This is a genomic window from Kitasatospora sp. NPDC001095 (assembly GCF_053598615.1).
On record NZ_JBSFKQ010000005.1, the window covers coordinates 82482 to 94880 of the forward strand.

Here is a 12399-nt window from a genome sequence, read left to right on the forward strand (position 1 = left end):
GGGCCACCTCCACGGTGTACAGAGGAGGAGTGCCCCTCCGGCAGCGTCCCGATGCGCCGCACCCGCCGCCCGCGCCGCGTCCCCCCGACCGCCGCCGCGCCTGGCGGCCCGACCGCCGGGTGCTGACGGCGCTGACGCTCGCGCTGATCGTGCTGATCACCGTGGTCGACCTCCTCTCCCCGCCGGACATCCACCTCGGCCCGCTGCTGATCGTCGCCCCCGCCATCACCGCTTCCTTCGCCAGCCCCCGGGCCACCGCCACGGTCGCCGCGATCGCCTTCGCCGCGCTGACCGTCATCGGCTCCGTCCGCGAAAGCCTGACCAGCACGAACATCGAGACCCAACTCAGTGCGCAGCTGATCGTCTCGGTGCTGATCATCGGCCTGCGGGTGCTGCGCGAACGGCACGAGCGCGAACTGGCCCGGGTGCGCTCGGTGTCCGAGGCCGCCCAGCGGGTACTGCTGCGCCCACTGCCCGACCGGATCGGACCGCTGCACCTGGCCTCCGTCTACCTGGCCGCCGAAGCCGAGGCCCAGGTCGGCGGCGACCTTTACGCGGCTGCCCGCACCGCCACCGGCACCCGGCTGCTGGTCGGCGACGTGCGCGGCAAGGGCCTGTCCTCGCTCGGCGACGCGGCCCTGCTGCTCGGCGCCTTCCGCGCCGCCGCCCACCTGCACGCCGAGCTGCCCGACCTGGCCGCCTACCTGGACGGCAGCGTCAGCTGGGACCTCGCCCAGCTCGCCGAACAGTCCCAGCGGGACCGGCAGGAGCGACGGGAGCGACGGGAGCGACGGGAGCGGAGCGGGCGAGGCGACCGGGGCGAGCGGCAGGGCCTGCAGGCGCTGTCCGCACTGCCGCTCCCCGCGCCCGAGGAGCCTCCCAAGGAGAGCGGCGAGGCCGGAGAGTCCTTCATCACCGCCGTCCTGCTCGACATTCCCGACGACGGCTCCCCGGTCCGCCTGATCGACTGCGGTCACCCTCCCCCGCTGCTGCTGCGTCCCGACGGCATCACCACCCTCGCCGCCCGCCACCCCGCCCCACCGCTGGGCCTCGGCGAGCTCGCACCGGTGCGGTACGAGACGGAGACCTTCCCGTTCCAGCCCGGCGACCGGCTGCTGATCTACACCGACGGCGTGATCGAGGCCCGCGACGCCCAGCGCCGCTTCTACCCACTCACCGAACGCGTCACCGCCTGGCGATCCGAGTGCCCCACTGCCCTGCTCCACCGCCTGCGCCGCGACCTGCTCGCCCATGTCGGCGGCCGACTGGACGACGACGCGGCCATGGTCGTGGTCGAGCGACTGCCGAGAGGGGCGGGCGGCTGACAGATGACAGATTCCAGATGACAGATTTCGAAAGCTGTCATCTGAAATCTGTCATCTGAAACCTGTACGGCCCAGGCCCTCGCCCCCTGCACCACCTCCACCAGCCGGCCGACGAGGCTCTGCCACGGAGGTTTCGTCGGCGGCGCGTGTCGACGGCATCCGGTCAGCTGCAGCCGGGGATCGGGTTGGCGGTGGCGCTGCCCGCCTGGGTGAGCAGACCGCACAGGGTCGAGCGGGACACCTTCCAGATGCCGTTGTCGAGGACGGACTGGCCGGTCGCGCTCGGCTCCACCGCGTTGCCCTGGAGCGAAAGCGAGTACGTGACGGTCGCGTGGCTCGCGTCCGTGAGCGCGACGTCCTCGACCTCCACCTGCCCCTGGCCGACCTGCGGGTCCTGGGCGAAGCCCTGGAGCACCGGAAGCAGCATGTCGCCGTCCTGGAGCAGCCTGGCCTTGTCGGCGACCGACGTGCTGGGGTCGAAGAACCGTTCCCAGTTGCTGGTGACCTCCTCCTTGGCCGCGGCAGGGTCGGCGGGGGCGGTTTCGGCGGCGGTCTCCGTCGCCGGGGCGGACTCGGTGGCGGTGGCGGTGGCAGTGGCAGTGGCGGTGGCAGTGGCAGTGGCGCCCGTGGCCGCCGGGGACGTGGCTGCGGAGCCGGAGCCGCCGCCACCGCCGCACCCCGCCGCCGCACCCACGAGCAGCAGGGCGAGCAGCGCGCCCGCCGTCCGCAGAGCCCGGCCGCCGGTATCGGGGGTGCCGCTTCGCATCACATGCATGGTCGTCTTCCCTCTCGACTGCGCCGCCCGGGCCCCACTCTCGGCGCCCCGGACGCCGTTCCAGGCCGATCCTGGACACGTCTCACGTGACACCTTGAGGCGGATCCACGGCTGAATCGCAATTCGACGGAGAAATCACCCGTAACGCCCCGGGCGTTCGCCCGTCCGGGACTGGTTCCACCGAACTCGGGTTCCACCGGGGTCGGTTCTTCCGGACCGGCCGGGAGCGGGCGGGAGCGGGCGAGCCGGCTGCTCGCCGCGGCCGGCGCCGTGCCGTGCCGCGCACGCTCGGCCGGTACGGGACCTCCGGTGAACGCTTCGTCGAGCACAGGCCCCCCGCCCGTCCTCGGCCGCCATCCGCGGCGCGGCGCTGATCGCGCCCGGGGCTGTCGGGGTGCCCTGCGGTCGCCGCCCGCTCCGCCGAACCAGTGGCCGAATGCTCCGGGGACCGGCAGGATCGAAGGCAACCGGCCCTGCTGGATTACCTGTTCATGACTTCCAGATGACCCCTCCCTTCCGATCCGATGGCTACGATGGTCGCACCCATGTCGATCAGAGTCGACATAGCCGGGTAGGGGGAACTGACGGTGAATCACATCCACGTCCAGACACATGCCCTGCGCCAGTCGGCGAACGGCCTCACCGAGGCCGCCAAGACCTTCGGGCCCGTCGGGCACTGGCTCGACGACAGCCACACGGCCGCCGACAGCATGTCGGCCTGGGACTCCGGACCGGCGCTGAAGGACTGCGCTGACGCCTGGCAGGCCCATGTGAAGTCCGTCGTCGATCAACTTCACGTCTACTCACAGCAGTTGCACGATTCGGCCCACTCCTACGACCAGGCCGACCAGGAGTACGCCCGCCGACTCGAGTCCGCGCTCAACGACCTCGGCGGCGCGACGACGGAGCAGCAGCCGTGACGATGACCATCGCGGCGCTCAAGGCCGCCAACAGCATCGACGTCGACGCCGCCGCCGGCTCCTGGCTCGCCCTGTCCAAGCAGGCGTGGCAGGCCGTCAACGACATCCACGCCAACGGTGTCGACCCGCTCAAGGAGAACTGGAAGGACAAGGTCGGCGAGGCCGCCGGCCGCAAACTCCAGGAGCAGGCCGAGATCCTGGAGGCCGGCGCGGACATCATGCGCGGCGTCGTCATGGTCCTCGACGGGCTGAGCGCCAGCATCACCCGGGCCAAGCTCACCCTGAACTCCGCCCTGGACATGGCCAGGCAGTACGGCCTCACCGTCGACGAGTCCACGGCCACCGTCCACGGCAGCGGCGGCGCGGCGGCCTCCAACGACAACGTCGTCCAGGAGATCGACGCGCTGCTCCAGGAGGCGCTGCGCGAGGCCGCCCAGGCCGACAGACTGGCCTCCGCCGAGCTGCGCAAACTCGCCGGGGCGACCTGCGAGACCGATCCGCGCAAGGCGCTGGACCAACTCCAGCGCGAAGCCTCACAGACCGAACTGTCCATGTACACCGGGGACATCCCCAGCGGGCAGGACCCCCGGCTGGTCAGCGACTGGTGGAACGCGCTGACCGACAACCAGCGCAAGCAGTTGACGCTCTCCGATCCCGTGACCCTCGCCAACCTCCCCGGCATCCCCGACGACGTGAAGGTGAGGCTGCGCGGCGGGCCCAACGCCAAGTACGACCGGGTGAAGACCGTGCAGTGGGCGCTGGAGCACTGGAACGACACCACCATCGACGTCTTCGACGACAACTGCACCAACTTCGCCTCGGAGGCGCTGCGCCAGGGCGGCGTGCACGCCAAGTGGGACCAGTGGTGGGGCTGGCGCGGGGACGACACCTGGGGGCGCAGCGACGACGCCGGCGGCGACTGGTTCGACCAGCGACTCGACTACTCGAAGAGCTGGGCCGGGGCGCAGAACATGCACGACTTCATGATGCGCCACGGCGGCCAGGAGCTCCCTCCGGACGAGGTGAGGCCCGGGGACATCGTCTACTACGAGGAGGACTCCGACCAGGACTCCCAGGACAAGAAGGGCGTCGTCCACCACACCGCGGTGGTGACGGCGGTGACCCCGGACGGGGACATCCGCTACACCCAGCACAGCGGCGGCCAGCAGAACGCGAGCCTGGGCGGCCGGATCGACAGCTTCCAGGAGCAGCGCGGGTACCAGAAGCTGCACTTCGTCCGCGTGAATCCGGACTGGTACTAGGCCTATGAATGAGGAACAGCGCTCTCCCCGGTGGCTGCGGGCGGGCGGCCCGCTGCTGCTCGGCTGCCTCGGGTGGGCGTTCGGCGTGCCGACGCTCCTCGCGGACGGCGACATCCACGCGCTGGTGAGCCGCTGCCAGGACAGCCCCGGCGCCCCGGCCCACGTGCTGCCGCTCGCCTGGGCGGGGCTGGTGCTCGGCATCGGCACGGTGTGCTGGGGTGGTTGGCAGCTCGTCACCGCCGTTCGGCGCAGGACGTTCCGGATCGGCCTGGGGCACGCTCTGCTGTGCGTCCTGCTGCCGGTGGCGGCGATCGGGGTGCCGTTCCAGTACGCCCTCGCGCAGACCGCCGCGCACGACACCGGCACGCAGCGGAGCGCCTGCTTCGGACAGGGCCGGCTCACGGACGCTGTCGCTGCGGGCAGGACGGCTCCGGACACGGCGGCACCAGGTGCGGCGGCTCCGGGCGTGGCCGCCGCGGGTGTGGTCGGTGCGGCCGCGGCGCGTCAGGCACGGCTCCCGGCCTGATCGCCACCGTGCGAGTACCGGGCGGATGCCCGAGCCCGAGCCGGCGCCCAGGCCGACGAACGGGGACGGCACGGCCAGACCGACGTACGCCGAGAGTCCCGCGCCGATCAGGTCGGCCGGTCGGCCGACTGGCCCAGGGTGGTCACGGCTCTCCTGGCCCCGGGTGGGTGCCGATGGCTCGGGACCAACCCGACTTCCGTCGGCTTCCGTCGTCCCGGCCAGGACCGACCGCCCCCGGCAGGTCCTACGGCTGGTGGACGTACGGCGTCGTCGTGCTCAGCCAGGCGAAGCCGAGGCGCTGCAGGATGGGCCGGCTCTGGTCGCTCGCGTCGACCTGGAGGTACTGGTAGCCGAGCTCGGCCGCGAGGCGGGCGCGGTGGGCGACGAGGGCGCGGTAGATGCCCCGGCCGCGCCAGTCGGGCGCGGTGCCGCCGCCCCAGAGGCCGGCGAACCCGGTGCCCGGGATCAGCTCCATCCGGGCGCCGCTGACCGGGCGGTCACCGGCCATCGCGACGACCATGCTGACCGTCTCGTTGCCGTGCCGCAGGTGGTCGAGCAGCCGCTCGCGCAGGTTGGGGTGCTCGGTGCCAAAGGCCTGTACGTGGGCCTCCACCAGCAGGTCCACCCCGGCCGGGTCGGTCACCGGGAGCAGCCGGACGCCCTCGGGCAGGGCGGTCTCGGTGGGCAGGTCCGCGATCCGGGCGATCATCAGCGCCTCGTCCGGCTCCGGGGTGAAACCGGCCGCCAGCAGTCGGGCGCCGAGGTCCGCGGGGCGGTCGTGGGAGTAGGCCTTCCACTCGAACTCCAGCCCCAGTCCGGCGAAGTGGCGCACCTGTGCGGCGATGGCCGCGTCCGCCCCGGCCTCGTCCAGGCCTGACCAGACCACGCCGTTCCAGCTGTGCTCCGGACCCACCTGCCGGACCACCGCGCCGTCGCGCTCGACACGGCAGTCCGGGTCGGGCGGCGCGTTGCGTCGGAGTCGGTCGTCGAACAGGGCGAGCACTTCGTCATGATCCATCCGCTCACTCCAGCACGGCACGGGAGCGCGCGCCATCGAGTTTCCGCTCCACCGGCCGCGAGCGGCGGGCCGGCGGGCGGACCAGGCAGGCGAGCCGGGCGGGCGCTGCCCGGGGCGCGGCGGGCGGGGAGGACCCCGGCGATCACGGCGCAGCCGAGTCCGGCCGGAGGGAGGATCAGGAATCCGCACCGGGGCGGCCCGCAGGCGCGCTTGTTGTGGCCGCAGCGCTCCGCCGGCGGCCACTCAGCGCGACACCCGGGGTCACTGCGCCAGGTACCCGCCGTCCACCGGCAGCACGACCCCGGTGACGAAGGAGGCGTCGTCCGAGGCGAGGAAGAGGACGGCCGCGGCGACCTCGGCCGGGACGCCGAGCCGGCCCATCGGGTGCAGCTTCTCGATCGCCCCGAGGTACTCGGGTCCGCCGGGCTCGTCGTACAGCCGGGCGACCCGCTCGGTGGTGATGGTGCCGGGGGCGACGGCGTTGACCCGGATTCCGCGGTCGGCCCACTCGACGGCGAGGTGCTTGGTGAGGCCGGAGGCGACGAACTTGGCGGGCCCGTACACCGCCTGGCCGCGCTGGCCGGCCTCGCCGGAGATGGAGGACAGGCAGACGATCGAGCCGCCGGGCCGTTCCTGCGCCGTCATCGCCTCGATCGCGTACTTGCAGGTGAGGAACATGCCGCGGCCGTCCACCGCCATGACGTGGTCCCAGTCCTCGGCGGTGGCCTCGGTGATCTCCATCAGCGGGATGATCCCGGCGTTGGCGACCAGGACGTCCAGCCGCCCGTGCCGCTCGACTGCGGCCGCCACCATCCGGCGGGCGTCCTCGTCCCGGGCCACGTCGCCGACCACCGTGCTGACGGCGCCCGGGAGTTGCTCGGCCAGCCGGTCCAGTCCGGCCGCGTCCACGTCGGTGGCGACCACCGACGCACCCTCCCGGACGAAGCGTTCGGCGACGGCCCGTCCGATGCCGCTGGCCGCACCCGTCACCACACAGGAGCGGCCGGCCAGCCGCCCGGCCGCGGGGCTCCCCGCGTTCACAGTCACCATGGCGCGACTCTATCCAGCGCAGGGGCGGGAGTCGGGGCCCTCCGCCCGATGCGCCGGATCCGGCCGGTCGGCGGCTCAAATGCGGCCCGGGACACTCGGCGGCGGCACCACGCAGGGCGACGGCCGCAGGGAGCACTTGCGGCGGCGGTGGGAACGACAACGGCGGCCGGGACCGTCGGTACGGTCCCGGCCGCCGTTCGACCGGCGTGCAGCCGGTGCGCGGTGAAGGCCGCGGGAGCTACACCCGCGCGTCCGTGGCCAGGGCCTCGGCCACCGGGAGGTTGGGCTGCGGGTGGGTCAGCAGGTGCACGCCCGCCGCCAGCGCGCCGCCGACCAGCGGGGCGAGCAGGAACAGCCACAGCTGCGACAGCGCCTCGCCGCCCGCGAACAGCGCCGGGCCGAGGCTGCGCGCCGGGTTGACCGAGGTGCCGGTGAGCGGGATGCCGGCCAGGTGGACGACCACCAGTGCGACGCCGATCGGCAGACCGTCGAAGCCGACCGCGGCCAGCCGGTGGGTGACCGCCAGGACCACGTACACCAGCAGGAAGGTGAGGACGACCTCGGTCAGGAACGCGCCGCCGGCGTTGATGTGCACCTGGGAGCGCTCGCCCCAGCCGTTGGTGCCGAGCTTGCCGTGGGTCTCCAGACCCGGCACCTGCTTCGCGAGCAGCAGGACGAGCGCCGCGCCCGCGATGCCGCCGAGCACCTGTGCCACCCAGTACGACGCCGCCGTGCGCCCGTCTATCCGGCGGGCCAGCAGGAAGCCGAGCGTCACCGCCGGGTTGACGTGGCAGCCGGAGATCGGGCCCAGCGCGTACGCGAGCGCGAGCAGCACGAAGCCGAACGCGAGCGCGATGCCCACCGCACCGATCGCCTCCCCCGCGAGCACCGCGGCGCCCACCGCCAGCAGCACCAGCAGCAGGGTCCCGAGGAACTCGCCGATCACCGCCCGCTTGTCCGTTCCACCCATGCGCCTGGTCCTCCTGACCGTCAGGGCAGGCGGACCGGTACCGCCCACGTCCGGCCAACCCTGGTCGACCGTTCGAGGGATCGCATGTCGGCCGAACGGCCCACCACCGTGTTCACGGCGCGTCCGCCTGCCGAATTACTCCGAACGGATGAAACCGTACGAAAATGGCGAGCCCAATGCAAAACGGAGGTAAAACGGGCAGAGGCGGACAGGACGGGCGGCGAACAGCCCTCGGAACGGTCGACAGACGGTCGACGGCCGGGCGGCAGAACGGTCGGCAGGCCGGCCGGACCGGCCTTCAGACCGTCAGCACGATCTTCCCGCGCAGGTGCCCGGCCGCACTGACCCGATGCGCCTGCGCCGCTTCCGCCAGCGGGAACACCCGGTGCAGCGGCAGCCGCAGGGTGCCCGCCTCGTGCAGGGCGACGGCGGCCGCGAAAGCGCGCTGGTGGTGCGACTCCACGCCCTCGACACCGCCGTTGAAACGGACGCCGTGCTCCTGCCCGCCCTCCATGTCGGCGATCGTCAGCACCCGGTCGGCGCTGCCCGTCAGCTCGACCGACAGCGGCAGCACCCCGCCCCGCCCGGCCGCGTCCAGCGCCCGGTCCACCCCGCCCGGGGCGACGGCCCGCACCCGCTCGGCGAGGCCCTCGCCGTACGCCACCGGGATCGCGCCGAGTTCCCGCAGGTGGTCGTGGTTGGCCTCGCTCGCGGTACCGATGACGGTGATCCCGCGCGCCCGGGCGAACTGGAGCAGCACGGTGCCCACCCCGCCGGCCGCGCCGTGCACCAGCAGCGTCTCGCCCGGCCGTACGCCGAGGACGTCCAGGACCCGCTCCGAGGTCTCGGCCGCCGCCGGGAGCGCGGCGGCCTCCTCCCAGCTCAGCCCGGCGGGCTTGTGGGCCAGCGCCGCCGCGTCGAGCAGCGCGTGTTCCGCGTAGGCGCCGCCCATCGTGCTGCCGAACACCTCGTCGCCGGGCTCGAAGCCGCTCACCTCGGCGCCGACGGCCTCCACCGTGCCGGACACCTCCACGCCCGGCACGTAGGGGAAGACCACCGGGAACAGCCCGGCCAGCTCACCGGTGCGAAGCCTGCGGTCCACCGGGTTGACGCCCACCGCTCGGACCGCGACCCGCACCTGGCCGGGGCCCGGGGCGGGCAGTTCGATGTCGATCGGGCGCAGCACGTCCACGCCGCCGAATTCGGAGAAGGCGATCGCCTTGGTCATGGAAAGTCCCTCGGTTCCAGGAGAGTTGGTCTGTCTTCCGACGCCTTCCATCCTGTGACCGGAGCGGTGGGCGCCCGGCCGGTCCTTCGGACGGTTCGACCTGTCCGAACGGCCAGGCGGGACCGTCGCCGCCCCGAACTAGGCTGGAGCGCATGGACGGCATGAGTGGTTCCAGCGGCATCGACGGCATCGACGGCATCGACGGCATCGACGGCAAGGGCCAACTCCCCGGCGAAGGCCGGAGTGCCGGCAAGACCCGGGCCGGTGGCAAGAGCGAGGCCTGGCAGCAGCACTGGGGCCGCCCCGAGGACGCGCTGGCCCGCGCCCTCGAAGTGCTGCGCACGCCCCGGCCGGACCTCCTGCGGCAACTGTCAGCGGTCCTGGACACCCTCGTCCCCCACACGGCGCTCGCCCAGCTCAGCGGCGTCTGCACGTTCAGCCCCACGCACAACTACGGCCCGCCCGAGCTGACCGGGGCCATCGGCTCACTCGACCTGTCCCGGCTGGCCGAACGCGCGGCCGGGACGACCGCGGCCGGCCGCCCCTGGCAGGGCGAGGCCGAACTCGCCGGGCAGTCCCGACCAGTGGTGGTCACGGCGACCACGCCCGGCACCGGCGACGGCGCCGTCCTGGTCCTCGTCCGGCAGGACGCCGAACCGCTCGCGGCGGGGGCGCTCGCCGTCCTGCAGCAGCTGTGGGACCTGGTGGTCGCCCACTCCGACCACCGCGCCACCGACGCCGCCCCCACCCGGGCCACCGCCTCCCGCGCCTCCGCCAACGCCCGCGCCCGCGCCATCGCCGAGTTCACCGGCACCCACAGCGCCGCTCTCACCGCGATCCTGGCGCCGCTGCGCTCGGCCGACCTGGACGACGCCACGGCCCGCCGCACCGCCACCGAGCTGGCCGTCACCGCCCTGCTCGACCTGCGCCAGGGCGCCGAACTGGACCGCACCCTCAGCGAGCAGCCCGCCGACGCCGCCTTCGCCCGGCTGGTGCGCGAGTTGCGCCCGCTGCTGCGGCACACCCGGGTCCAGCTCGACGTCGCGCCCCCGGCCGAGGCCGACCGGTCCGTCCCCGCCGATGCCGCGCACACCGCCCGGGACGCCGTCCGGGTGGCCGTGCTGCTGATGCTGGAGCAGGAGAAGCCGACCCGGCTGCACGTGAGCTGGCAGCTCACGGCGGACGGCCTGCTGCGTGCCGTGGTGCGCGGCGACGGCCTCGGCATCCTGTCCGCCGGCGCCCTCACCGTCCACCGCACCGCCGACCGCATCGCCGCCCTCGGCGGACGCCACGGCGTCGAGGCCGTCCCCGGCTGGGGCACCACGGTGACCGTCGACCTCCCGCTCGCCCTGCCCGAACCCGTCCTCGCCACCGACCCGTTGGACGGCCTCCAGCCGCGCGAACGGGAGGTCCTCGACCAGCTCGCGCGGGGCCGCCGCAACCGGGACATCGCGGCGGCCCTGCACATCAGCGAGTCGACGGTGAAGTTCCACGTCGCCAACATCCTCGCCAAACTCGACGTCTCCTCGCGCGGCGAGGCCGCCGCCCTGGCCCACAGCGCCGGACTGCCACGCGCGCCCGTCGGGCTGCACGCGGCATCCTGAGCACCCCGCCCCTCCTCGGAAGAGACGCCATGACCGACCCCACCACCTGGGACCCGAGCACTCCCGGCATCCTGCGCCTGCCCTCCGGCCGCCTCCTGCGCGGCCGCGGCCTCAGCCGAACCATGCCTCCCGGGCCCCAACCGACCTTCGGCCTCTACCTGTTGGACGACCGTCCGCCCCACGTCGACTGGCCGAGCCGCTGGGTCCGCTGGCCCGACTTCGGCCTCCCCGCCGACCGCGCGGACGCCGCCGAAGCCTTCCGCGAGGCGTGGGAGCGCTCCGCCAACGAACGCGTCGAACTCGCCTGCGCCGGCGGCTGGGGCCGCACGGGAACCAGCCTCGCCTGCATCGCCGTCCTGGACGGCGTCCCGCCGGCGGAAGCGGTGGCGTACGTGCGGGAGCACTACGACCCGCACGCCGTCGAAACGCCGGAGCAGCGCGAGTTCGTGGAGCGGCCAGCCTAGGCGGGGTGGGGAACAATCCCGAAATCCACGAAGGGTGACCATCGGGCCACTGAACTGCAACAATATGTTGAAGTCGATGCCCGTCGGGTTCGTTGCAGGGAGAAATCCTTTGCGAAGTTTTACTGACGGTTGGCATCCCGGTCGGCCTCCGCGGCACCGAGCTGCCGGGCCAGGAACCGCTCGGACGACTCCAGTTGGGGCTCCGGCACGTCCAGGTGGCCCCCGGGGTTGGCGTGCAGCGTCTTCTCCGGGGACCCCAGCGCGCCGAACAGTGCGAGCGCCCCCTCGCGCGGGACCAGCCGGTCGTCCCACTGGAGCAGGAACTCCACCGGCACGCCGACCCGACCCGCCGCCTCCGTCTGCGACGCGTGCCCCGTCAGCCCGAACACCGCGGCGGCGATGCGCGGCTCGGCCGCCGCCAGCGGGATGCCGATCACGCTCCCCAACGACAACCCCCAGTACCCGACCGGCCCGAGGCCCTCCGCCTGCCCGTCCAGCTCACCCAGCCCGCCCGAACCGCCCGGCGCCGCCAGCGCGTCCAGCACCGCCACCCACTCCGGGACCGCCCGCTCCGCGAGTTCCGCCGTGTGCCGCGCCACCCACGCGCTGACCGGCCGGCCCGCCGCGATCAACTCTCCGATCTCGGTGGCGAACCGCTCGTCCTGCGCGCTGCGCGTCCGCTCCCCGTGCCCCGGCGCGTCCAGCGCCACCGCCGCGAACCCGTGCCGCCGTACACACCGGTGCGCCCGGTCCACCAGCCCCGGCCCCAGCTTGTGCTGGCCGCCGCCGTGCCCCAGCAGCACCAGCGGCCGCCCACCGAGGGGCGGCCCGTCCGGCTGCCACAGCACACCGGGCACGCCGTCGAGGGTGAACCGGCGCTGCGTCACGCCGTCCGCGCTGGATTCCGAGGTGAAGTGCACCCGGCCATCATGGCTCCCGACACACGTTCGAGTCCCGGCTTTTCACCGCTGCCACCGGGAGCCGCCGCCACCGGAGTCACTGCCACCGGCGCCGCTGCCGCGGAGCCTCCGCAACCGGAACCGCCGCCGCTGGCGAGCGGCTACGCGCCCGGGGCGGGCTCGCCGAGGAAGGACAGGAGGAGGGCGGTGATCTCGGCGGGGCGCTCCAGGCTGGGGAGGTGGCCGGCCCAGGGGAGTTCCCGGTGGCGGGCATCGGCTCCCCAAGCGATTTGAAGTCGCCGCGCCCGCCGGTAAGCGCTTGCGGCGGTCCCCGGGCTCTGGACGGGTGAAGGAGGTG

General features: G+C 73.6%; 12 protein-coding genes. 6 read left to right on the forward strand and 6 right to left on the reverse strand.

All coding sequences use genetic code 11. From position 1 onward, the window contains the following. The first annotated feature begins 29 nt into the window (after positions 1–29). Positions 30–1325, forward strand: a complete 1296-nt coding sequence (locus ACWDBB_RS07075; RefSeq protein ID WP_449788585.1) for a PP2C family protein-serine/threonine phosphatase — start codon at positions 30–32, stop codon at positions 1323–1325. A 163-nt stretch (positions 1326–1488) separates the two neighbouring features. Here ACWDBB_RS07075 and ACWDBB_RS07080 read toward each other — a convergent pair whose 3' ends face one another. Beyond that, complete coding sequence (locus ACWDBB_RS07080) at positions 1489–2100, reverse strand: hypothetical protein (RefSeq protein ID WP_449788586.1); 612 nt, start codon at positions 2098–2100, stop codon at positions 1489–1491. A gap of 587 nt (positions 2101–2687) precedes the next feature. On the opposite strand from ACWDBB_RS07080, the gene ACWDBB_RS07085 reads away from it, so the two are divergent. Genes ACWDBB_RS07085 through ACWDBB_RS07095 form a run of 3 tightly spaced genes read left to right on the forward strand, consistent with a single transcriptional unit; the run spans position 2688 to position 4808 of the window. Further along, positions 2688–3020, forward strand: coding sequence for a type VII secretion target (locus ACWDBB_RS07085; RefSeq protein WP_449788587.1), 333 nt, complete (start codon positions 2688–2690; stop codon positions 3018–3020). A 2-nt stretch (positions 3021–3022) separates the two neighbouring features. Next, positions 3023–4282 (forward strand): amidase domain-containing protein, encoded by a 1260-nt coding sequence (locus ACWDBB_RS07090; RefSeq protein WP_449788702.1) that lies wholly within the window; start codon positions 3023–3025, stop codon positions 4280–4282. A gap of 4 nt (positions 4283–4286) precedes the next feature. After that, the gene (locus tag ACWDBB_RS07095; RefSeq protein WP_449788588.1) at positions 4287–4808 is read left to right on the forward strand and encodes a hypothetical protein; all 522 of its coding nucleotides are present in this window, start codon (positions 4287–4289) and stop codon (positions 4806–4808) included. Positions 4809–5052: 244 nt separating this feature from the next. Here ACWDBB_RS07095 and ACWDBB_RS07100 read toward each other — a convergent pair whose 3' ends face one another. The 4 genes from ACWDBB_RS07100 to ACWDBB_RS07115 form a co-directional block, all read right to left on the reverse strand. After that, positions 5053–5826 carry a GNAT family N-acetyltransferase gene (locus ACWDBB_RS07100; protein WP_449788589.1) on the reverse strand — a complete coding sequence of 258 codons (774 nt, stop codon included), beginning with the start codon at positions 5824–5826 and terminating at the stop codon, positions 5053–5055. Positions 5827–6087: 261 nt separating this feature from the next. Next, complete coding sequence (locus ACWDBB_RS07105; protein ID WP_392913773.1) at positions 6088–6876, reverse strand: SDR family NAD(P)-dependent oxidoreductase; 789 nt, start codon at positions 6874–6876, stop codon at positions 6088–6090. 238 nt (positions 6877–7114) lie between these two features. Continuing rightward, positions 7115–7846 (reverse strand): MIP family channel protein, encoded by a 732-nt coding sequence (locus tag ACWDBB_RS07110; RefSeq protein ID WP_449788590.1) that lies wholly within the window; start codon positions 7844–7846, stop codon positions 7115–7117. Positions 7847–8144: 298 nt separating this feature from the next. Continuing rightward, positions 8145–9074, reverse strand: a complete 930-nt coding sequence (locus tag ACWDBB_RS07115) for an NADP-dependent oxidoreductase (protein WP_449788591.1) — start codon at positions 9072–9074, stop codon at positions 8145–8147. A 152-nt stretch (positions 9075–9226) separates the two neighbouring features. On the opposite strand from ACWDBB_RS07115, the gene ACWDBB_RS07120 reads away from it, so the two are divergent. Further along, on the forward strand, positions 9227–10678 hold the full coding sequence (locus ACWDBB_RS07120) for a LuxR C-terminal-related transcriptional regulator (RefSeq protein ID WP_449788592.1): 1452 nt from the start codon (positions 9227–9229) through the stop codon (positions 10676–10678). 29 nt (positions 10679–10707) lie between these two features. After that, positions 10708–11142: a protein-tyrosine phosphatase family protein gene (locus ACWDBB_RS07125; RefSeq protein ID WP_449788593.1), complete on the forward strand. Its 435-nt coding sequence runs from the start codon at positions 10708–10710 to the stop codon at positions 11140–11142. 119 nt (positions 11143–11261) lie between these two features. Here ACWDBB_RS07125 and ACWDBB_RS07130 read toward each other — a convergent pair whose 3' ends face one another. After that, entirely contained in the window at positions 11262–12062 is an 801-nt protein-coding gene (locus ACWDBB_RS07130; protein WP_449788594.1) for an alpha/beta hydrolase, read from the reverse strand. Positions 12063–12399: the final 337 nt, after the last annotated feature.